Raw genomic sequence first — 22951 nt, forward strand, 5'->3', positions numbered from 1 at the left:
ATCCAACCTAAAACGGGAATTGAAAAGTTGTCGGAGCACACGAGATCGGTTGGATGCGCAGAGGGTGGCCAAAACGCTGCTTTAACAAGATCGTTTCCCCCGCTCCCGGAGGGAGCATGGAACATAGCCGGTGGTGGAGGTCGCGCAGCGGCTGGGAACCGCCGGAGAGACGACCCCCGATGTGCAAATCCGCAGGGCGTCCCGGAGGGACGCTGGAGCTATGCCCTGACCCCAGATGTGCCTCCTTCACACCACCCTTCCGGCGGCCCTCCGGAACGCGATGCCCCGTGGGGGCGACGTTTCCCGCATTCGGTGGTTCTCAACGGCTTCGCCGTTTCCACCTTGCGCATAGGGGAAGGTTCCTTCTCATTCCTGTTTTTAGGTCCAATCTTTTCGAACGAATGATCCCCCATGCCAGCTTCCCAGCCGCAGAGCGGAGTCCATATTTTAGCAGCGCCTTTCAAGGCGCGGTTCTCCCCCCAGTGCCGCATTCTCTCATTGCGTCGCAGCGCGACGCCCGAACTGCCGACCATCCTCCAGTCCATAACCCAAACGTATATCGGTGAATGCGCCCGATCATCCCCCAGAGCCAAAAGCCATCTACTTCTTACCAACCAGACCAAAAAGCCGCTTCAGGAAACCACCCCCAGGCCCAGATTTGTCACCTCCGCCCGGCGCTAGCGGGGTGAGACCCCTTGGCCCCCCTTCGCTTTTGGCTGGCTTCGCTTTTGCGGGCACGGCAACCGCAGGTTTCCACCAGGCAGGGGAAACCACCTCCACTTCATCCCAAGTAGCCGCTCCAGGATGCCACACAAGCGTCCGCGCATGAATGCGCTTCTGGGCCAGAAGCGCTCTCATGGCATCATCCTCGTGTGGGCCATCGGCAGTCCCCTCGTTATTGAAGTACCAGGTCATGTTTCGTTTAGACGCGGAAGCGTGGCTCAAGGTTAAGCAGAAGCCAGGGTTTGCAAAGGTTATGCAGTCCCATTCAACGCTCCAAACAGCACACGCAGCCCCTGGCGGGCGGTTTCGGATACTTCAGCATCTGGAGACAGCGTTTCCTGCAATAACCGCTCCGCCACCCGCGCCGTGAGAGGTGCATCCGTGCGACTGACCAGCGCGCTCATTTCGGCCTCCGTCGGTGCCGTCGTCACGCTCGAATGCAAGCGCAGCCGCAACAGGCGGGAGCGCCAGGTCTCCAGGCACAAATCCAGGCGAGCCCACGCGGCGATGCCCAAACTGCCGCTCAATGTCAGACGCAGCAGGTCTTGCCCTGTGCGCCCCTGAAACATCCCGTTTAGAGCCTCATCCAGTCGGCTGACAGCCTCATCTTCAGTGAAGTGAAATTCCAGTTCATGCCAGCCCAGCCGCGCAGTCTTCACAGGCTCGATCAATGCAGGCTGATTACGGCCCAGCGAAACAACCAGCACATGGCCAGGCGTATTCCCCACCCCGCGCGGGAAACGGTCTGGCTCAGGTGTACCGGAATACCAAGCAGGCAATTTTCCCCCGGTCGTCACAGAAACATCCTTCATCCCGTGCCAGTCACCCAGCGCGATGTAGTCAAACTCGCCCCCAGGCAAACGCGATAGATCAAGGTGATTGCTTGAGGCAAAGTCCTCCTCATCATCAGCCACAGGGCCAAAATCCTGGACACTGCCATGGGCAATGACAATGCGTGGTTTATCCCCGAAACCATGGGTATCCACACTCCTCAGCCACGCTGTCGTGTCACTGGAATCATGGCGGCGTAAAAGGGGACAGGGCAGCAAAACCGCATGTTCCAGTTCCACCGGCTCCGGTTTTAATAGGACCCGCAGATTCGGCGCTAGAGCCGCGCATTCTTGCAGGAAAAAAGTCTGCTCCCAAAGACTGCCTGGCCCCCCATGATCATGATTCCCAGGAATGACAAAGACAGGCACTTTCAACGCCCCCATCGCCGCACAGGCGGCTGAAACCGTGGCCTTGTCCGGCGTGGTGGAATCAAAGAGATCCCCGGCCACAATGATGAACTGCGCATGCCTCTCATGCGCCACAGCACCCAGCCGCTGAATCGCCTGCAGCCGCTCCTGACGGGCCAGCACACGCTTCTGCTCATCCAGGATCCGTGCATACGGCTTGCCTATCTGCCAGTCAGCAGTGTGGAGAAAAGTTAGAGACATGGAGACAGCGGACAGGATTGATTTCGGCACTTTGCGGCGGGCAAAACTCCCCGCTGGCTCAGCCCGGATGGCATCATCACCCTTTCCATTCTCTATTCAACCGTCAGCCCTCCAATTTCCTTTTGGAAAGCAAAGCCTCCTTCATCCATTTCCTCCGCAGCCACGCCAGCAGTGCGATGGCCAGGATGCACACATCCAGCTATCTCCCTCTATCTTCCCCGACGGCGATGTTGCCGTGCACGGAATTCAGCAGGGCCACATCCGAACTGGCGGGTATAAAGACGGGTGAAGTAGTGCCGGTTGGGGAAACCATGTTCAATGGCGATCTGGTCTATCGTTTTGTCTGTTAAGGCCAGAGCTTCTCCTGCCAGGCGCAGACGGGTGGCCGTCACGTAGGCTGCGGGGGTCTGGCCGGTGTGCTGACGAAAAGCCCGGATAAAACGTTCCAGGCTCATCCCGGAGCGGTCGGCCAGAAAGGGATTCGAAAGGTCGGCATGGGGGGCCTTTTGAATCAGCGCCAGCACTTCTAACAAATGATCCGGCATGGCAGGGACCGCTGGAAGATCCATTTGCGCAAACGCCGCATGAAGGAGGGCCGCACTGTGATGATGCAGACGCTGATCGCGCGCTTCACCCACCGGCTCACCATGCGTGCGCAGGAGTGCCTGGACCAGAACACGCAATGTTTCATCCATCGCAATGACTACCGGTTCCTGCGGCGCGGGACCGACCAGACGCGTCACAGTAAAATGCAGCCAGCAATGGCAGGCGGGCACCGGTCCGCAGCAGTCAAAAATCGTGTTGGCCGGAATAAGAACACAGTTGCCCGGTTCCAGGGGAATACGCTCCCCCTGGTGCAGGAGATGGCAGCCCGGTTCAGGATTGTGGTAAAAGCGCCAGAAAGGGCTGTCCACTCCTGGATGATTCCAATTTTCCAAAGCTGCCTGATACCCGCATTCATGAATAAGAAAAGCCGGCCATCCCGCACGGGCCACAGGTGAAAGGCTGATGCCCAAGGCCGTGGTGTAATTGAGGTACTTTCGGTTGGCTTGCATGCAAGAGTTTTAGAATCCGACACGCCCTGATAGACATCAAGAGACGATCCATGGAGGATTCTACCCCCGCCATCTCACAATCCGACACACATTTATCATGGTATGGCACAGCCCCGGCCCGTAAGATACCTCATGACCTGGAAGGCCTCCACCACGCTGCTGATTTTGCTGCCCGCACTCCCCTGCGTTGCCGCCAAGATGGAGTTTAACCGTGATATCCGCCCCATCCTTTCGGACAAGTGCTTCCATTGCCATGGCTTCGACCCGAAAACCCGCGAGGCAAACCTCCGTCTGGATGAACGCGAGGCCGCAGTCGCAGATGGGCACATTGTCCCTGGAGATGCGGGCAAAAGCCTCATCATCCAGCGGGTGCTTTCTCATGATTCCGATGAGGCCATGCCACCGCCCGAATCAAAACTTGGCCGCCTAACCGAAAGTGAAATCGAAAAACTGAAACAGTGGGTCAATGAAGGAGCCGAATACCAGCAGCACTGGAGCTTCATCGCCCCCGATGCCTCCCGCCTGCAAGAATGGAAACACCAAGCCCAGTCGTCCGGCGCACACACAGCGATTGATCCACTGGTGAAAAAAGGCTTGGCCGCCCGAGGCCTCGCCCTGCAACCCCGGGCCGATGCCCACACCCTCATCCGCCGCCTCAGTTTTGATCTCACCGGCCTGCCTCCCACCCCGGAGGAAGTACAGGCTTTTACAGCAAACGCCCTTTTCGAGAAAGCCTACGAGGCAGCCATCGACAGGCTCCTTTCTTCCCCAGCTTATGGTGAAAGGATGGCCGTCGATTGGCTGGATGTGGCCAGGTATGCAGATAGCTACGGCTTCCAAGTGGACCGCCCGCGCGATGTCTGGATGTGGCGTGATTGGGTCGTCCAGGCATTCAACCGCAACCTGCCCTTTGACCAGTTCATCACCTGGCAGGTCGCCGGGGACCTTCTCCCCAATGCCACCGATGAACAGATCCTCGCCACCGCATTCAACCGCCTCCATCAGCAGGAGAGCGAAGGTGGCTCCGTGGAGGAGGAATACCGCATCGAATACGTGGCAGACCGTGTACAGACCTTCGCCACTGCCTTTCTGGGACTCACCTTCGAATGCTCCCGCTGCCACGACCATAAGTATGATCCCATCAAACAAACGGAATACTATGGCCTCTCCGCCTTCTTCCAAAACATTGATGAAGCCGGGCTGTATTCCTTTTTCACCCCCTCCGCACCCACCCCTGCTCTGGCACTCCTAGATCCAGCGCAAAAGGAACAAAAAGCAGCTCTGGAAAAACGAATCATCTCACTGGAGCAGGAACTCAATGCATCATCTGCCGCCGCCACGAAAACGATCCAATTACAAGATGGAGCCCCCACCTCGCAGGAAGGCCTGATTGCCCACTACACCTTTGACGAAGTGGAAAAAAACAAACTCGCTGACTCCGCTCCCCCCGCCCAAAATCCTGCCCCGTCTGCAAAAGACAAGCCCGCCCCCGCCCAGACCACCACCGTAAAAGGGGAAAACAAATTTGTGAACGGCCGGTTAGGCCGCGCCATTGAGTTCACCGGTGATGACCCTGTGGATACCCCCGTGGGAAACTTCCCCAGACATCAGCCCTTCAGCATCTCCCTCTGGATTCAGACACCCGATGTCAAAGATCGCGCCGTAGTCTTGCACCGCTCCCGCGCTTGGACGGATGCCGCCAGCCGCGGCTATGAACTCCTCATTGAAGAAGGCAGGCTGAAGTGGTCCCTCATCCATTTCTGGCCTGGGGATGCCATCTCCATCCGCGCCAGGGATCCCCTGCCCCTCCATACCTGGGTGCATGTCGTCGTTACCAATGATGGCAGCAGCCGCGCCGCTGGCCTCCGCCTTTATCTCAATGGCCAGCTCGCCACAGTCGATGTTATTCGCGACAATCTCACACGCGACATCACCGGTGGCGGCGGTGATCACATCAGCCTCGGCGAACGCTTCCGCGACCGTGGTTTCAAGGGCGGCATCATAGATGACTTGCGGGTCTATGATCGCGATCTTTCCCGTCCCTACGATGCAGCCACCATCCCCCTTCTTGATGAGCTAAAAGCCGCCCGTGCAGAACTCACCACCTTCTCCTCCGCCCAAAAGGAAATCATGGTCATGAAGGAGTTGCCCCAGCCCAAAAAAGCCTACGTGCTTCAGCGGGGCGAATACGATAAACGTGGCGAAGAAGCCCCCCCAGTCACCCCTGCCTTCCTTTCCCCCTTCCCCAAAGAGGCCCCCATGAATCGCCTCGGCCTCGCCCGCTGGCTGACCGACCACACCCACCCCCTGACAGCCCGCGTCACCGTCAACCGCGTATGGCAAAGTTTGTTCGGCAGAGGTCTTGTGAAGACCAGCGAGGACTTCGGCAGCCAAGGGGAAAAACCCCTTTACCCGGACCTGCTGGACTACCTCTCCCTCCGTTTGATCGAAAGCCACTGGGATATCAAGGCCCTCATCAAGGAAATCGTCAGCAGCCAGGTGTATCAGCAGCGCAGCATTGCCGATGCCGCCACCATGGCAGATGACCCAGATAACGAATGGCTCGCCCGTGGCCCCCGCTTCCGCCTGCCTGCAGAGATGATCCGGGACAACGCCCTGGCCAGCGCCGGATTGCTAAAAACACAGCTCGGCGGCCCACCCGTGAACCCTTATGAAATGACGGAGGCCTTCAAGCCGGTGGAAATCGTCAACGACGGCAGCGTCCACCGCCGCAGTCTCTACACCACCTGGCGCCGCACCAGCCCCCCTCCCGCCATGGTCGCCTTTGATGCCCCCCGCCGTGCCGTTTGCTCCGCCAAACGCGAGCGTACAGACAGCCCCCTCCAGGCCTTGATCCTCCTCAACGGCACCCAATATGTCGAAGCCGCCCGCATCCTCGGGGAGAAACTCCACACCGAATCCGCTGGCGATATTAACCACATGATCACTCAGGCATTCATCCGTTGCCTCAGCCGCCCGCCGGATGCGCAGGAAGAAGCCATCTGCACCCACCTTTATGCAGACCAGCTAGCCCACTACCGCACCCATTCAGCCGAAGCCGCCGCCCTTTTGAAAACCGGCCACAGCCCCCCGCCTACTGCCGACCTCCCCGAGCTCGCCGCCGCCACCATCCTCGCCCAAGCCCTCCTAAACCACGACGCCGCCATCGTGAAACGCTAACCCATCCGCTTCCCTCAACCGTCCCCTCAATGAAACGCACCGTTATCACCCAAACCCTCGACGGCCCCCTTCAGGAAGAAGGCTACAAATTCATGTCCGCAGTGTTTGAAGTGCACAATGAAATCGGCGGCGGCCTCAGTGAAGAAATCTACCAGGAAAGCCTGCAGCATGAGTTAGAAAGTCGCTTGATCCCGTATCAGGCCAAACAAGAACTGCCCATCCACTACAAAGGGCTTCAACTCAATACCCGCTACACACCAGATCTCTATGTTTATGGAGCCATCATCGTAGAACTCAAAGCCGTTTACCAACTGCTCCCCGAGCATGAAACAGAGATCTTCAATTACATGCGCCTCACCCAAAAACGCGTCGGCTACCTCATCAACATGGCAGCCATCAAAAAAGTCGAATGGCGGAGGTACGTACTGTGAAAACCCCGGATGCATCTCCAGAAGGACCTCGGATAAATCCCGCCACCGGCACGAATAACAAACATTCCGGTACGCCCATGACCATGAATGAAACAGCCCTTTCCCGCCGCAGTTTGTTAAACCGTTTTGGCATGGGTCTTGGTGGCGTTGCCTTGGCTGAAATGCTTGCCAAGGAACAAGCCCGCGCCGCAGATTCCGGCATTCTCGGTGCCCCGCATGCTGCCCCCAAGGCCAAGCGCATCATCTATTTATTCATGTCCGGTGGCCCCTCCCACCTGGACCTCTTTGATTACAAACCCCTCCTCAATCAAAGGCATGGCGAGCAACTCCCAGACAGCGTCCGTGGCGCCCAGCGGCTCACGGGCATGTCGGGAAACCAAAGCTCCATCCCCATGGTGGGCTCCCCCTTCAAATTCACCCGCCACGGCCAGGCAGGCGGCTGGTACAGCGAGCTACTTCCTCACACCGCCAGCATCGCGGACGACATCTGCGTCGTCCGTTCCATGTTTACAGAAAGCATCAACCACGGCCCTGGCGTCACCTTTTTTCAGACCGGTTCACAGATCGCTGGCCGGCCCAGCATGGGTTCCTGGTTAAGTTACGGCCTAGGCGCACAAAATGAAAACCTGCCCGCCTTCACCGTACTCATCACCAAAGACAAAAGCGGACAACCCCTCGGCGCACATCTCTGGGGCAGCGGCTTCCTTCCCACCAAGCACCAGGGCGTCCTCTTCCGCGCGGCCAAAGATCCCGTTCTCTATTTGGGCAATCCCGAAGGCGTCAGCCCCAGCAGCCGCCGCCTCATGCTGGACCGCCTCAAGGAACTGCATGAGCACCAGTTCGCCGGCACTCCCGATGTCGAAATCTCCAGCCGTATCGACCATTACGAAATGGCCTACCGCATGCAAAGCAGCATCCCCGAGGCCACCAACATCAGCGATGAACCCCAGCACGTACTCGAAATGTACGGCCCCGATGTCAAAACACCCGGCACCTTCGCCGCCAATTGTCTCCAGGCCCGCCGCCTGGCCGAACGTGGCGTACGCTTCATCCAGCTATATCATCAGGACTGGGATCATCACGGCGGCCTACCTGGAAACATCCGCAAGCTGACCAAAGAGACAGACCAAGCCTCCGCCGCCCTTGTCAAAGATCTCAAACAACGCGGCCTACTGGACGACACCCTCGTCGTCTGGGGCGGCGAATTCGGCCGAACCAATTATTGTCAGGGAAAAATCAGCGAAAACTTTGGTCGTGACCATCACCCCCGCTGCTTCACCGCCTGGATGGCCGGGGGCGGCGTCAAGCCCGGCAGCCTCCATGGGCAGACAGATGATTTTGGCTACAACATCACCCAGGACGGCGTCCACATTCATGACTTCCACGCCACCCTGCTCCATCTCCTCGGCATTGACCATGAGCGCCTGACATACAAATTTCAAGGCCGCCGTTACCGCCTCACAGATGTGCATGGGCATGTCGTGAAAGGGTTGTTGGCATAGGAAGACGCCGGCTCTCGGCCAGGAGTTTCATCCAGAGGCAGCCTGTTGTGGATCTCAGGGAAGTGTTTGCAATGCGCAGATACTGCCATAATTTCCATAACGAAATAGCCTATGTCATTCCTCCTCCCCCGCGTCATGTACCTGGGCTTCCTTTGCTTCACCGCAATCCAGGCCACAGCCCAGACCAGCATCCCTTCTCACCAGCGGCAGGAGACCGGGCGCGAAGCCACAGATTTCGAAGACCGTGCCGAACATGATGATCTGCAAGCCGCCGCCCGCTACTGGTATGAAAGCCGGAATCCAAAGCAGCTGCCCGATATGGAAGAGGCGCTCGCCGGGGTCCTTCCCAAGGCGCTCACACAGTCTCCCTGGGTGACCAGCCTGCCCACATGGGAAGAGGCTCACCATCATCAGGCCTATCATGATGCCGGGGCCATCCTTCTGGCCAAATGTTATGCCCTCCTCTATTACGGCCGCGTGCAGGAAGCACGGTCCGCGCTGGATTTGGTGGATACCAAGTTTCCTCATTCTCTAATGTTGTATAAGGACCGTACAGTCATCCAGGTTCGCAAATCGCTTCGTTATCACGAACAAGCCTGCGCTCTTTATGCAGGCATTGTCTCGAAGAAAATGGACGTTTTTGTCTTCCCTCCAGAGCGGGATGAATTCGATGCCCACGCACAACGCAAGGCCTGCGAAGACATGGCCATGCTGCGGTTAAAAGAAGGCGACTACGATTCGCTGGAACACTACGCCATGCAGGCACGGGTCCGTCAGTTAAAGACCGCCTCCGGCCAGTGGGTCTCGGAGATGATTTACCGGGGTATGCACCCGCTTCAGGATGAACAATGGTCATACACTGCCTGGGAGGAAATGGGTGACCGCATCAAGGAGTGGCGAAAGCGCAAGCCCTCCTCCATAGACGCGCGCATAGGTGAACTGGTCTATGAGATCTCCCGCATGATAAAGTTTCCATCGGACTCACAGTCCATGAGCGCTTTACTGGCTCGCCTCAGGGCCTCGCTGGATGAACTCGGCCCAATGAGCCCGATCATCCCCGAATTGCAGATGCTTATCAGCTTCTCCCTCAATGAGGATTTCAGCATCGCAGCAAGACACTTCCATGAAGGTTATGAAAAGTTTCCGGATTACCCAAACAATCTGGTCACCATGTTTTTGCGCCTCATTAGAGATCCCAAAGGCAAGGTCCTGGGCACGGATTTTTTGGATAACTTGGCCACCTCAGATCATCCTGAAACCATGGCACTGGTTTTGGGCGCTTTGCCTCCTGAACTCGTCATTTTGTTCAGCGACGGAATGGACGTTCCCAAACTGGAAGCCGCCATCCGCCGCACACTTGAACTGTATCCTCACAGTTTTGAAGTGCGCAACGACCTCGGCCGTCTGGCCGTGCTCATGAAAATGCCCGAACTCGCCCGCGAGGTCATGCGGCCGGTTGGCCAGCGGTGGGACCGCATCAAATGGAAGGGCCTGGAAGAACAGGCCGCCGGCGTCACCGAAGATCGCTCCAAACAAGTCAGAAGAGCCAGGACCTGAGTTGACACGTGGCCCCCTGGCAGCCTGACACGTCAGTCGGTCACAGCAGATTCTCCCACGGCATGTGCAGCAGCATCCAGTAAGAAATGCGTTTTCGCAAAGGCACATCCGGGTCCCGGTAATGCCTCACCGGCGGCTTCCCTGGCATCTCGCAGGTCCAGCAAAAGCGCCCATCTTCTTCACAGGTCACCTGCCAGCAGTTCTCAGGTTGCATATCCTCCAGCAGATATCCCTTCAGCCGTTTTGCAAAGCCACCACTGTTGATGATCACCCCCGTCTCCGTATTGATGTACTTGGAGCGCGGATCCATGTTGTAAGAGCCGATGAAAGAGATGCGGTTATCCACCACCAGCCCTTTCGTATGCATGCCCAGCAGCGTGTCCTCGGATACCCGCACATACTCTTTCTTCACCGGTGCATCGCTTTTCAGTTCATAATACTCCGCACCCGTTTCCAGAATGTCTTTTCGCCGGTTGGCGATGCCCGTCATCGCCAGCAGCCCGTCGATGGAGGAGAGGGAATTCGTCAGCATCCGCACCTTCACCCCCCTGTCACTCGTCTCTTTGAAAAGCCCCAGCACCTCTTCCTGCGGGATCAGGTACGCCGCATGCATCAGCACCTCCTTCTTCGCCCCTCGGATCGCCCCCTCCTTCGTCCGCCACACAGGCGATGCCTCCTTGGTTCGGCTCAGCATGCGCTCAGGGGGATCCGCCACAAATTCATAATCATCCCAGACCATTTTTCCTGAAAGCTCATTCAGCCGTTGCAGCGCCTCTACTCGCGCCATCTTCAGGGGAAAAGGAAAGTCACCTTTCCGGGCCAGTCGTAGTTTTTTGTCTCGCAGCTCTCTCCGCAGGCTAACCAATTTTTCTTCATTTTCGTCACCCGTTTCACTCGGCCCCACCTTCCGTGTCAGTGGGGACTCCCAGTAAAGATTAAAGGATTTCGTCGCCGCATTCACCACCGGCCCGCTCGCGATGTAGTCCAGGTCCCGCATGTTATGCTTCCGGTCCACACCAAAGTAGGTGTCCCCCAGATTCCGCCCTCCACCGATCAGGATGGCATTGTCTGCGATGAGCATTTTGTTATGCATCCGGCTCTGCATCCGGTCGATCTCGCCAATGATCGGCAGCGGATTCCCCGCAAAAAAACCTTGGAAGGCGGTCATCGGATTAAACAATGCCACCTCAATGTTCGGGTGGCTCGCCAGCACGCCCTTCTTCACTTCCTTTTGTGCCCCTTTAGTGATGTCCAGCAGCAGCCGCACCTTCACCCCCCGGTCCGCCGCCGCCAGCAGCCGCTCAGCAAAGATCGTCCCCGTCGCATCATCCGCCCAGATGAAATACTGAAAGTCCAGCGTCTGCTGCGCCGCCTCCACCGCCGCTAGGCGCGCCAGATACGCCTCCTCCCCTCCCGCCAGCATTTCAAAACCCGCCGTACCCTTCCGGTGCACCGTCCGCTCCCGTGTCGCTTGTTGGATCGTTTTCTGGCACGCCAGCACAGATGTCGGCACCGGAGATTCCGGAGTTGGCGCAGTGCCACTGCAAGCCATCAGCTTCAGTAAAAAACAGCCCGTCAGCAGCAGTCGTAGCGCAAAGTGCATCGTGCATTTTTCGGAAAAAAATTCAAACACGCAAGTAAAAGCACTCTTTCCCCATCCACCCCTCCTCCAAAAAATCCTGTCAATCCTGCCATCTTGTGAATCCTGTTAAAAAAAGCCCTCTTCCACCCCCAAGCCCCGTCCCCCCAAATACCCTCCACTACCCACCAAAAGTAGCCCGCTCAGTCCCCTGAGCGGAAAGCCACCTCGAAGCCACCTCGAAGCCCCCTCCCGCCCTCCTCCAATCTCCGCCTCCTCTGCCCTCTCCGCCCCTCTGCGGCCAACCAATCACAGTATAAAGCCCCGCTCTTGCCGCAAAAGAGTCCACCCCACCCCTCCACCCCACCCCTCCACCCCCTTCCCTCACTCCCCGCCCTTGACGTGCCCCCCCGTCCGCGCCACTGAGTGCGCCCCCCATGCTATCCGTTTCGAATGTCAGCAAGACCTATGCAGGCCGCACTTTGTTCAGCGGCGTGTCTTTTCACATCAACCGGGGTGAAAAGATCGGCCTCATTGGCCCCAACGGCGCAGGAAAATCCACCCTCTTCTCCCTCCTCCTTCGCGAGACCACCCCGGATGACGGCCTCGTCACCATGGAGAAGAACCTCGAATTCGGCTTCCTCCCTCAGGAAAGCGCCCCGGTCGATGACATGACCGTGCTGGAGCTGGCCACCAGCCACTGCCATGAGCACAGCCGCTGGGAGGCCGAGCCAAAGGCCAAACGCATCCTCAAAGGCCTCGCCTTCCGCGAGACCGATTTCGACCGCAATGCCCGCACCCTCAGCGGCGGCTGGGTCATGCGCGCCCACCTCGCCCGCCTGCTCGTTCAGGAGCCAGATCTCCTCCTGCTGGATGAGCCGACCAACCATCTCGATCTCGAGTCCCTCATCTGGTTCCAGGATTACCTCCAGGGTTATCCCGGTGCCATCCTCATGATCTCCCATGACCGTGAATTCCTGAATGCCCTCACCGATGCCATTCTCGAAATCGCTCACAGCAAGGTCAACCGCTACCGGGGCAACTACGATGCCTACCTTCTGGAAAAAGTGGCGCGTGAGGAGCAGATGAAAGGCGCCTTTGAAAATCAGCAAAAGGAAATCGCCAAGCTCCAGCAATGGGCGGACCGCTTCAAGGCCAAGGCCAACTTCGCCTCCCGCGCCCAGGATAAGCTGAAGATGATCGACCGCATGGAAAAGCTGGAAGGCCCAGCCACCGCAGCCAAGACCGTCAAATTCCGCTTCCCCCAGCCCCAGCGCAGCGGCCAGCGCGTCCTCACCCTCAAAGGGCTGGACTTCTCCTATGGCGAGACCCCCGTTTACAACGGCCTGGATTTCGAGATCGAGCGCGGCCAGCGCATCGTCCTCGTCGGCCCCAACGGTGCCGGTAAATCCACCCTGCTGAAGCTTCTCGCCGGAGCACTCACACCTCAGGCTGGCAAGCGCGACCTCGGCCATAACGTCAAGCAGGGTTACTTCGCCCAATATCGTGGGGATGTGCTCAACATGAAGCACACCGTCCTCCAGTCCGCCATGGACCTCCCCAGCCGTCCGGGGGAAAACATGTGCCGCACCTTGTTAGGCTCCTTCCTCTTTCACGGGGACGATGTCTTCAAGCCCGTCGGCGTCCTCAGCGGTGGGGAAAAGTCACGTCTCGCCCTCGTCCGCCTCCTCCTGGACCCACCAAATCTCCTCCTCATGGATGAGCCCACCACCCACTTGGACATGGGCAGCATCGATGCACTCATCGGCGCATTGGAGGACTATGAAGGCACCCTCGTCTTCATCAGCCATGATGTTCACTTCATCCGCGCCATGGCCAAAGGCGTCATCCACATCGCTGGCGGCGTCCTCACTCCCTACAGCGGTGACTACCAGTACTTCCTGGATAAAACCAAGGCCACCTCCGCTCGCGAGGCCCTCACCGCCACCCTGACCAATAGCCAGCCCGGTGCCTGGGATACCCCGAAAAAAGCCTTCTCCCCGCCTAAATCCAAAGAGCAAAAACGCCTCGAAGCCGAAGCCCGCAACAACCGCGCCAAAGGCAAAAAGGACCTCGAAAAAAACGTCACCCGCATTGAGGAGGAACTCGCCGCCCTTGATAAGCGCAAGATGGAACTCGTCGAGCTTCTTCAAGACGGAGCCACCTATTCCGACGCCGCCCGCTTCAAAGCCCTCAGCAAAGAACTCGAGGAGATCGAGCCACGCGTCGCCACCAAAACCGCCGCTTGGGAAAAAGCCGCAGGCGAACTTGAAGCACTAATCGCCAAAGAAGCCGCTTCCTGACGCCGCAAGAGACTCCGGCACAGGCACGTTTCCCTCGTATGCCCGTCCCCGTCTCTTCCCGCCGCCAGTTTTTGACGCAGAGCTCCCTCCTGGCCGGTGCTGCACTAGGCTTTCCTGCCATTGTCAGCTCACGCTCACCCAATGCCAGGATCAACCTCGCCTTCATCGGCGTCGGTGGTCGGGGCGCAGCCAATATCCAGGCCCTCGTTGGCACCTCCCTTTACAAAAAGAAATTGGCCAAAGGTCCGGACACGGACCAGCCAGCCGTCGAGCCTACCGAGAACGTCGTCGCCATCTGCGATGTCAATGGCATGAACCTCGATGTCGCCGCTGCCGCCTTCCCCAAGGCCAAGGCCTATCGCGACTTCCGCAAGCTTTACGAAGGCTCCAAAGACATCGATGCCGTCGTCGTCAGCACCACCGAGCACACCCACGCTTATGCCACCCTGCCCGCCCTTCTCATGGGCAAGCCCGTGTACTGTGAAAAACCCCTAACAAGAGATATCGCGGAAGCCCGCCTCATCACCCAGGCCGCAGCCAAAGCCGGAGTCGCCACCCAGATGGGGACCCAGATCCACGGCATGCCTAACTATCGACGCGTGGTCGAACTCATCCAGAGCGGAGCTATCGGTAACGTCACCGCCGCCCACGTCTGCGTCTCCCGCGCCTGGGGTCACCAGACCAAGGAAGAGGCTGAAGCAAACAAAGACATCGTCTTTGTCACCGAGCGTCCCACCGAGGAACAGACCCCGCCCCCCTATCTCGATTGGGACCTCTGGCTCGGCCCCGCCCCCTACCGCCCGTATAACGAAATCTACTTCCCCGGTCCCAAATGGTACCGCTGGTGGGACTTCGGCAACGGCACCATGTCAGACCTCGGCAGTCACTGGAACGACCTCCCCTTCTGGGCACTCAAACTCGATGCACCCCTCAGCGTCGAAGCCTTCGGCCCCGAGCCTCATCCCGAAATAGCCCCCGCCTCCATGTCCGCCGTTTATGAATACGGCCCCCGCAGTGGCATGCCCGCCTGCAAGATCCACTGGCATCAAGGTGCCAACAAACCCGACATCTGGAAAAACGATCCCCTCATCAGCCAGTGGAATAACGGCGTCCTCTTCATCGGCGACAAAGGCATGCTCCTCTCCGATTACACCAAATACCGCCTCCTGCCTGAAGCCACCTTCAAAGACTTCCAGCCCCCTGCCCCCTTCATCCCCGACTCCCCCGGCCAGCACATCGAATGGCTCCAAGCCATCAAAAACGGCACCCCCACCGCCAGCCCCTTCAGCTACGCCGGCCCCCTCACCGAAGCCAACCACCTCGGCAACGTCGCCTTCCGCGTCGGCAGCAAGATCCACTGGAACGCCCAGTCCATGAAAATCACCAACAACGAATCCGCCAACCCCTACCTCCACCGCCAACCCCGCCCAGGCTGGAAACTCACCTAACAAGAAGCACCCCCAAAATCACCGTCGGCACCCCCCTATCCCACAACGGCGGCGATGCCCCCCGTCCGCCCCACTAAAACGATTCCCCACCAACCACCAACCACCAACCACCAACCACCAGCCACCAGCCACCAGCCACCAGCCACCAAACTGAGCACTGAGCACTGAGCACTGAGCACTGAGCACTCCTCCGCCCCCATCTCCCCACTTGCCCCCACCCCCATCTCCCCCCACCTTCCCTCATGCTCGCCCTCTTCATCCTGGTCCTCCTCTTTTGCTTCGGCGTATGCCAGTGGGCGGCCGGTCGTTACGCTCAGGTCCAGGGTCCCGGCATGAAAGAACGCGCCCCCACCGCCCACACCGGCGCTGAAATCGCCCGCCTCTTTCTCGCTTACGAAGACGCCACCGATGTCGAAATCATCGAGCACGACAGCATGGCCTCCGATTACTTCGATCCCCGCCGCCGACGCCTCTTCCTCCAGCCTAAAGTTGCCCGTGGCACCTCCATGGGCGCTTGGGCCATCGCCCTCCACGAAGCCGCCCACGCCACCCAGACCGAAGCCGCCCTCGGCGACCTCAAATGGCGGCAGAACGTCATCCGCCTCAACCGTTACGGTCCCATCTTCGGCCTCGTCGGCGTCGCCGCCATGATGTTTCTGCGCTTCCCACCCCGCTTTGCCATCGCCGCCCTCGTCGCCGTCTGCGTCATGCTCCTCCTCCTCAACATCGGCACCCTCGCCGTTGAATACAACGCCAACGCCCGCCTCCGCCGTTTCCTGGAAAACCACCTCGAACGCCACCCCGATGCCCACGAGCGCCTCACCGGTTACCTCTCCCGCGTCGCCGTTCGCGAAGTCGGCGACCTCCTCCGCTCCCCCCGTTACTTCCTCTTCAGCGCCCTCCCCGGCAGCGGCAAAATCCGCCCCGTGAAGTAAGCCAGCACCTCTGCAAACCGTAGGGCGGGATTGTTCTGCGCCCCACAGTACCCGCAGCCACAATCACCCACCCGCAGAATATCCCGCCTCTCCCCGAAGGCCCCCTGCCCTGCCTTCACCTCCCCATCAACACGCCCAAAGGATAGGAAACCTCCACCCCACATTTCCTCTCCCAAAATCCTGTCCATCCTGCCATCTTGTTAATCCTGTAAAAAAGGGCCCCCACTACCCTTCACCGCCTCCCTCCCTCAACGCCCTCCCTATTTTCCCCGTGTCCATGAACCGCCGCCACTTCCTCACCACCGCCGCCGCCCTGGCTGCCGCCTCCAGCCACGCCGCGCCCCCTTCCCGCCTCCGCATCGGCCAGATCGGCACCGCCCACGCCCACGCAGCAGGAAAGATGGCCGCCATGCGCAGCCTCACCGACCTCTGGGAAGTCACAGGCATCGTCGAACCCAACCCTGCCACCCAGTCCACCGTCACCAGCACAGACCCTTACCAAGGCCTCCCTCTCCTCACCGAGGAAAAACTCCTCGCCACCCCCGACCTCAAAGCCGTCGTTGTAGAGACCCGTGTCGAGGCCTCCTGCGCCACCGCCCTCCGCTGCATCCAGGCGGGCAAGCACGTCCATTTGGACAAACCCGGTTCGTTAGACCATACCGAGTTCAAGACCATGCGCCTCGAAGCCGAAAAACGCGGCCTCACTGTCCAGATAGGCTACATGCTCCGCTACAACCCCGCCTTCACCCTCCTCTTCAAAGCCGTGCGCGAAGGCTGGCTTGGCGAGATCACCGAGATCGACGCCGTCATGGGCAAGCTCGCGGATCCCCTCACCCGCAAGGACATCGGTGCCCTGCCCGGTGGCGGCATGTTTGAGCTCGGCTGCCACGTCATGGATGCCGTACTCACCCTCCTCGGCAAGCCGGATTCCGTCCATCCCTTCTCCACGCCTAACGGCAAGGATGGGGTCAAAGACAACCAGCTTGCCATCCTCCAGTATCCCAAGGCCACCGCCGTCATCCGCGTCAATCACACCGACCCCTTCGGCGGCCCCCGCCGCCGTTTCAACGTCACCGGCACCCAGGGCACCTTTGAAATCCTCCCCCTCGAATCCGGCCGGGTAAACCTCTCTCTCACCCTGGCCCAGGGCGGTTATAAAAAAGGCGCCCAGTCCTTCCAGCTCGAAGTGCCCAAAGGCCGTTACGACCTCGAATTCGTGGACCTCGCCCAAATCCTCCAGGGAGAGAAAAAACTCGCCTGGGATGCTGCCCACGACATCGCCCTCCATGAAACCGTCCTCCGCGCCTCCGCCACCTGGCCCGGCGCATGATGTCGCCTTGTTGCATCCGGGCATCCCGCCAGAAGCCACTTTCCAAGACCCACATCCTGCACGATAGTGTTAAAAGCGTCGGGGCGATTTTACTCGCAATCACAGGTCATATCCCGTTCAATGCCAACATTCTGGCTTTCCGTTTCGTTGACTCTATTCCATGAAGACTTTCCTTTTTCCCGCCTGCCTCCTCATCAGTCTCACCGCCCAGGCTGCCGACTGGCCCACCTTTCGAGGTGCTGACCGCAAAGACATTTCCAGCGAAACCGGCCTCCTCAAAAAATGGCCCGCCAATGGCCCCAAGCTTGCCTGGCTGAATGAAGACGCCGGTCTCGGATACGCCGGTTATTCCATCGTCGGCGGCACCCTCTATACCCTTGGTGCCCGCGATGCCGTGGAATACGTCATCGCCATTGATACCGCCACCGGCAAAGAAAAATGGTCCGCCGAAGCCGGAGCCCTCCTCACCAATGGCTGGGGCGACGGCCCCCGCAGCACCCCCACCGTGGATGGCGATAAAATCTACGCCCTCTGTGGCAAAGGCACCCTCGTCTGCCTCAATGCTGCCGATGGCAAAGAAATCTGGCGCGTCACCATGGACAGCCTCGGTGGCAAAGTCCCCGGCTGGGGCTACTGCGAAAGCCCCTTGGTGGACGGAAACCTCGTCATCGTCACACCCGGCGGTTCCCAGGGTACCCTCGCCGCCTTTGACAAAACCACCGGCACCAAAGTCTGGCAGTCCTCCGAATGGACCGACCCCGCCCAGTATGCATCCATCATCGCCGCCGACCACAACGGCCAGCGCCAGTTCATCCAAATCACCCAGCAGAGCGTCGCCGGAGTGAATGCCGCCGACGGCAAACTCCTCTGGAAGACCGACTTCCCCGGCCGCACCGCCGTCATCCCCACCCCCATCTTTAAAGATGGCCAGGTATTCGTCGCCGCCGGATACGGCATCGGCTGCAAGTCCTTCAAGATCGGTCCCGATAACGTCATCGAACCCCTTTATGAAAGCACCGACATGGTCAACCACCATGGCGGTGTCGTCCTCGTCGGTGATCATCTTTATGGTTATTCCGACAAAGCCGGCTGGAGCTGCCTCGACTTCAAAACCGGCGTCGTCCAGTGGACCGAAAAGAAGGCCCTCGGCAAAGGAGCCATCCACAGCGCCGACGGCATGCTCTACCTTCTCGAAGAAAAGACCGGCACCGTCGTCCTAATTGAAGCCAGCCCCACCGCCTGGGAAGAGCACGGCCGCTTCACCCTCCAGCCCCAGACCACCCAACGCAACGCCAAAGGCATGATCTGGACCCACCCCGTCATCAGCAACGGCAAACTCTACCTCCGCGACCAAGAACTCCTCTTCTCCTTCAACGTCAGCGGCATGTAACGGGCGAAACGTTTCAATGGCGCAAACCGGCACATCACAAACCTTCCAGATCCGATCACCAATTGGCGAAAGGACGGGGGCTGCCTGGACGATTACTTCACTTCTATGACCTCTGTTTTGACCCGTCGCCAATTCGCCCAGACTACCGGCTCCGCCGCCATTCTCACTGCTGCAGGCACTCTGCGGGCGCAGCAGAAAGCTGATTCGCAAGAGACTCTGCGCATCGGCCTTGTGGGCTGTGGCGGTCGTGGCACCGGGGCGGCATCCCAGGCCTTGGGGGCGGACTACAATGCCAAGATCGTGGCGATGGCGGACATTGATGACAAGCAGATCGAAACCAGCATCAACAGCCTGTCCCAGAAATATCCGGACCGGGTGGATGTGAAGCCGGACAAGAGGTTCATCGGTCTGGATGCTTATCAGAAGCTCATTGATTGCGGCGTGGATGTGGTCCTGCTCGCCAGCCCTCCAGGATTCCGTCCAGTGCACCTCATGGCAGCGGTGGATGCTGGGAAGCACATCTTTGCCGAGAAGCCGATGGCTGTGGATACCATCGGTTACCACCTGGCCATGGCCGCTGTGAAGAAGGCGGCGGAGAAGAAGCTGAACCTGGTCGCCGGCTTCTGCTGGCGCTACAGCACCTCCCGCAAGGAAGCTTTCTCCCGCATCCAGGACGGCCAGATCGGTGATGTCACCAGCATCCTCGCGACCTATCACACCGGCCCTGTGAAACCGATGCCGCCCGCCAGCGCTCGTACTCCGGAGATGAGCGATGTGGAGTGGCAGATCCGCAACTGGTATAACTTCTCCTGGCTCAGTGCCGACAGCATCGCCGAACAGGCAGTACATAGTATAGATAAGATCTGCTGGGCGATGGGAGACAAACCGCCAGTCAGTTGCATTGCAACGGGCGGCCGTCAGATTCCATCCGAAGGGGGCAACATCTATGACCACTTCCACGCCGCCTTTGAGTGGGGCAACGGCCTTATGTGCCACCTCGCGAACCGCCAGATCAAGGGCTGTGCCGGGCATAACCAGGACATCATCCGTGGGGATAAAGGAGTCCTCATCATTGGCAAAGGCAATGCCCCCTTCATCGACGGACCGAAGCGCTGGCGCTTCCGGGACGAGGAAAAGAACATGTATGACCTGGAGCATGAGGCCCTGTTCAATGCCATCCGCAAGGGCGAGGTCATCAATGACGGAGACCGTATGATGCTTTCCACCCTTGTAGGAATCATGGGACGGGAGGCGGCTTATACAGGGCAGCTTCTCACCTGGCAGCAGATGCTGGATTGCACCCAGGATCTGGCCCCGGATGACCTCAAGTGGGAAGACAGCTTCACTCCGACCCCGATGCCGATGCCTGGGGTGACGCAGTTTCAGCTCCCGGCTCCCAAGAAACCTGAAGATCAGGACCAAGGGAAGAAGTGAGCTTGATGCGGCGGCCATAACGGCGCTTCAGTTTATAGGGTCAGTTCGCTGATCCGCTCCATGACTTCGTCGGCCAGGGCCTGGTATAGGTCCCGGCCGGCGGCGGAGTGGGCTTTGAGGTCAGGATGGTATGGCTTGCCGACGACGAGGCGGATCTGGGCGGGGCGGAGGAACTTGGCCCCACGAGGGTAGGCCTCATAGCTGCCGAAGATACGGACTGGCAGGACTGGGGCGCTGCTCTTGGCAATGAAGAGGCCAACCCCGGCTTCTGCCTTCTGTGGCAGGCCATCAAAGCTGCGGGTGCCTTCGGGAAACATGAGCACTTTCTTGCCGCTCCTGAGAAGGCGGATGGTGGACTTCAAGCTGGAGGCATCGGGCTTGTCTCGGTCCACCGGGATGGTCTGCCAACTGCGCAGGAGCTTGCCTGCCATGGGGTGGTCAAAGAGGCTTTTGCGGGCGAAGAAATAGAGAGGTTCATCAAAGGCCTGGCCGATGAATGGAGGATCCAGAAAGCTGACATGATTGGCCACGATGAGGGCGGGGCCAGTCTGATTCAGGTTCTCTTCGCCAATGACGCGAAAGTCATAGAAGCTTCTCGCGACGGCGCGGAAGATCGTGTGACCGATGCGGTAGGAAAGGTTCATGGGTGAACAGGAATGGCTGGTAGGCGATCGAGGACGGCCTGGACGGCACCTTCGAGGGTAAGGTGGCTATTATCAATGACGACCGCACCTTCTGGAATCACTAGAGGAGAAGCCTTGCGGGTGGAGTCCAGGCGGTCACGCTCAGCCACCTGATCGGTATGGCCTTGGGCCTGACGGCGGGCAGCGCGGACTTCCTCGCTGGCATCGATATAAAACTTCAGGGGGCTGTCTGGGAAGACGACGCTGCCGATGTCCCGCCCTTCCATAACCAGAGGGCCGAGGCTGGAGAGGGCACGCTGATCGGCGACGAGGCGGGCGCGGACTTCCGGCACACGGGCGACGAGGGATACGCCACGGTTTACCGGATCGCTGTTGAGGTCTTCGGCGGTCAAGCGGCGACCGTTGACGGATACCTGGGTCTGGCCATCGGCGACGGGTGAATCAATGAGTATACCCTCGGCGGTACTGCGGACCGTATCCATGTCATTGGGGTCTATACCCGTCTGGAGTACGGCCCAGGTCATGGCGCGGTACATGTTGCCGGTATTCACATAGATATACCCCAGGCGTTGGGCGAGTATGCGGGCGACACTGCTTTTGCCGGAGGCAGCAGGGCCATCAATGGTGATGACGGTATTCATCATTTCAGTTTGCGGGGTGCCCGGGAGATGACGGGGATGGGGTATTCGCCATTTTCGTTCTTTTGAAAAAGGGCGAGGTCATGCTCGAAGCCAGGATAGCTGGTGCCGATGCATTCGGAGCCTTCAATGACAGTTTCACCTTCAGCAAATAGACCGGCGATGGCGAAGGCCATGGCGATGCGGTGGTCGTGATAGGTGGTGATGGTGGCACCTTGCAGCTTGGCACCGCCCTGGATTTCCATCCCGTCTTCGAATTCCGTGACGGTGACGCCCATGCGGCGGAGGTTTTCAGCGACGGCGGCGATACGGTCCGTTTCTTTAACACGAAGCTCATGAGCATCCTGGATACGTGTGGTGCCACGGGCGAGCGCGGCGGCGACGGCGAGGATAGGCAGTTCGTCAATAACGTTGGGGATTTCGGCCCCGCCGATGACGGTGGCATTGAGGTCGCCGCCCTTGACGGTGACGTTACCACGAGGTTCGCCATCGGTGGTTTCCTCGGAATTGTGGATGTGGGCACCCATGCGTAGGAGGACGTTGATGACGCCTGTGCGGGTGGGGTTGAGGCCGACATTCTTGAGGGTGATCTGCTGGCCGGGGCTGGCAGCGGCGGCGACCATCCAGAAAGCGGCGCTGGAGATGTCCCCGGGGACGACAATGTCGGTAGCGCGGGCGGACTGGCCGCCATAGACGGAGATGGCATTGCCTTCTCGGAGCCACTTGATGCCGAAGTGGGACATGATGCGCTCCGTGTGGTTGCGAGTGGCGACAGGCTCAATGACCGTGGTTTTGCCAGGGGCAAAGAGGCCTGCCAAAAGGATGGCGGACTTTACCTGGGCGCTGGCCATGGGCAGAGTGTACGTAATGGCCTGGAGGGAGCCGCCGGTGACCTTGAGCGGGGCGCAGATCTTTTCTCCCTGACCTTCGACTTTCGCACCCATGAGGCGGAGGGGATCGGCCACGCGTTTCATGGGGCGCTTGGAAAGGGAGGCATCCCCGAACATTTCAGTGGTGAATTCCTGGCCGGCAAGGATGCCGGAGAGAAGGCGGATGGTGGTGCCGGAGTTTCCGCAGTCCACAGGGCCAGAGGGGGCTTTGAGCTGGGGGCCATTGCCCGTAATGGCGAGCTTGGTCAGGCCGATGCCGCCGGTTTCTTCGAGAGGATCGACGGTGGCACCCATGGCTTCCATGGCCTTGACTGAGCAGAGGCAATCCTCACTGGGCAGGAAGCCATCAATGATGGTCGTGCCGGAGGCCATGCCGGCAAACATGGCGGCGCGGTGGCTGATGCTTTTATCCCCTGGAACGGAGATTTCAGTGGGGAAGGATTTGAGCTTTCGGACTTTCAGTGTGGCCATGA

At 59.4% G+C, this 22951-nt stretch carries 17 protein-coding genes; 10 read left to right on the forward strand and 7 right to left on the reverse strand.

Annotation, left to right across the window (positions count from 1 at the left end):
* Window positions 1–600: 600 nt before the first annotated feature.
* The 3 genes from EI77_RS02410 to EI77_RS02420 all read right to left on the reverse strand — a co-directional run bounded on the left by EI77_RS02410 (window position 601) and on the right by EI77_RS02420 (window position 3217).
* Complete coding sequence (locus EI77_RS02410; RefSeq protein ID WP_133793154.1) at window positions 601–915, reverse strand: DUF4339 domain-containing protein; 315 nt, start codon at window positions 913–915, stop codon at window positions 601–603.
* Between the two features lie 59 nt (window positions 916–974).
* Entirely contained in the window at window positions 975–2162 is a 1188-nt protein-coding gene (locus tag EI77_RS02415) for a metallophosphoesterase family protein (RefSeq protein ID WP_133793155.1), read from the reverse strand.
* A 209-nt stretch (window positions 2163–2371) separates the two neighbouring features.
* Window positions 2372–3217: an AraC family transcriptional regulator gene (locus tag EI77_RS02420; RefSeq protein WP_133793156.1), complete on the reverse strand. Its 846-nt coding sequence runs from the start codon at window positions 3215–3217 to the stop codon at window positions 2372–2374.
* Window positions 3218–3349: 132 nt separating this feature from the next.
* Between EI77_RS02420 and EI77_RS02425 the strand changes: the two genes are divergently transcribed.
* The 4 genes from EI77_RS02425 (at window position 3350) to EI77_RS02440 (ending at window position 9887) form a co-directional block, all read left to right on the forward strand.
* Window positions 3350–6397: a DUF1553 domain-containing protein gene (locus tag EI77_RS02425; RefSeq protein WP_208300244.1), complete on the forward strand. Its 3048-nt coding sequence runs from the start codon at window positions 3350–3352 to the stop codon at window positions 6395–6397.
* A 29-nt stretch (window positions 6398–6426) separates the two neighbouring features.
* Window positions 6427–6828 (forward strand): GxxExxY protein, encoded by a 402-nt coding sequence (locus tag EI77_RS02430; protein ID WP_133793158.1) that lies wholly within the window; start codon window positions 6427–6429, stop codon window positions 6826–6828.
* A gap of 83 nt (window positions 6829–6911) precedes the next feature.
* The gene (locus EI77_RS02435) at window positions 6912–8330 is read left to right on the forward strand and encodes a DUF1501 domain-containing protein (protein WP_133793159.1); all 1419 of its coding nucleotides are present in this window, start codon (window positions 6912–6914) and stop codon (window positions 8328–8330) included.
* A 111-nt stretch (window positions 8331–8441) separates the two neighbouring features.
* Window positions 8442–9887, forward strand: a complete 1446-nt coding sequence (locus EI77_RS02440) for a hypothetical protein (protein ID WP_133793160.1) — start codon at window positions 8442–8444, stop codon at window positions 9885–9887.
* Window positions 9888–9927: 40 nt separating this feature from the next.
* Here the strand turns inward: EI77_RS02440 and EI77_RS02445 are convergent, their stop codons facing one another.
* Window positions 9928–11520: a phospholipase D-like domain-containing protein gene (locus tag EI77_RS02445; RefSeq protein ID WP_133793161.1), complete on the reverse strand. Its 1593-nt coding sequence runs from the start codon at window positions 11518–11520 to the stop codon at window positions 9928–9930.
* 383 nt (window positions 11521–11903) lie between these two features.
* Here EI77_RS02445 and abc-f point away from each other — a divergent pair, with 383 nt between their 5' ends.
* The 6 genes from abc-f to EI77_RS02475 all read left to right on the forward strand — a co-directional run bounded on the left by abc-f (window position 11904) and on the right by EI77_RS02475 (window position 20306).
* Window positions 11904–13769, forward strand: coding sequence for a ribosomal protection-like ABC-F family protein (gene abc-f / locus EI77_RS02450; RefSeq protein WP_133793162.1), 1866 nt, complete (start codon window positions 11904–11906; stop codon window positions 13767–13769).
* Between the two features lie 38 nt (window positions 13770–13807).
* Window positions 13808–15217, forward strand: a complete 1410-nt coding sequence (locus EI77_RS02455; protein WP_133793163.1) for a Gfo/Idh/MocA family protein — start codon at window positions 13808–13810, stop codon at window positions 15215–15217.
* Window positions 15218–15459: 242 nt separating this feature from the next.
* Window positions 15460–16152: a zinc metallopeptidase gene (locus EI77_RS02460; protein ID WP_133793164.1), complete on the forward strand. Its 693-nt coding sequence runs from the start codon at window positions 15460–15462 to the stop codon at window positions 16150–16152.
* Between the two features lie 277 nt (window positions 16153–16429).
* Window positions 16430–17482: a Gfo/Idh/MocA family protein gene (locus EI77_RS02465; protein WP_133793165.1), complete on the forward strand. Its 1053-nt coding sequence runs from the start codon at window positions 16430–16432 to the stop codon at window positions 17480–17482.
* Window positions 17483–17642: 160 nt separating this feature from the next.
* Window positions 17643–18872 (forward strand): PQQ-binding-like beta-propeller repeat protein, encoded by a 1230-nt coding sequence (locus EI77_RS02470; protein ID WP_133793166.1) that lies wholly within the window; start codon window positions 17643–17645, stop codon window positions 18870–18872.
* Between the two features lie 105 nt (window positions 18873–18977).
* Entirely contained in the window at window positions 18978–20306 is a 1329-nt protein-coding gene (locus tag EI77_RS02475; RefSeq protein WP_133793167.1) for a Gfo/Idh/MocA family protein, read from the forward strand.
* A 32-nt stretch (window positions 20307–20338) separates the two neighbouring features.
* On the opposite strand, the gene EI77_RS02480 is transcribed toward EI77_RS02475, so the two are convergent.
* Genes EI77_RS02480 through aroA form a run of 3 tightly spaced genes read right to left on the reverse strand, consistent with a single transcriptional unit; the run spans window position 20339 to window position 22949 of the window.
* Window positions 20339–20950 carry a lysophospholipid acyltransferase family protein gene (locus EI77_RS02480; protein WP_133793168.1) on the reverse strand — a complete coding sequence of 204 codons (612 nt, stop codon included), beginning with the start codon at window positions 20948–20950 and terminating at the stop codon, window positions 20339–20341.
* Window positions 20947–21594, reverse strand: a complete 648-nt coding sequence (cmk, locus tag EI77_RS02485; RefSeq protein WP_133793169.1) for a (d)CMP kinase — start codon at window positions 21592–21594, stop codon at window positions 20947–20949. Before cmk ends, EI77_RS02480 begins: the two co-directional genes overlap by 4 nt.
* Complete coding sequence (aroA, locus tag EI77_RS02490; protein ID WP_133793170.1) at window positions 21591–22949, reverse strand: 3-phosphoshikimate 1-carboxyvinyltransferase; 1359 nt, start codon at window positions 22947–22949, stop codon at window positions 21591–21593. Before aroA ends, cmk begins: the two co-directional genes overlap by 4 nt.
* Window positions 22950–22951: the final 2 nt, after the last annotated feature.

Source organism: Prosthecobacter fusiformis, assembly GCF_004364345.1.
In the GTDB taxonomy this organism is placed as follows: Bacteria; Verrucomicrobiota; Verrucomicrobiia; order Verrucomicrobiales; family Verrucomicrobiaceae; genus Prosthecobacter; species Prosthecobacter fusiformis.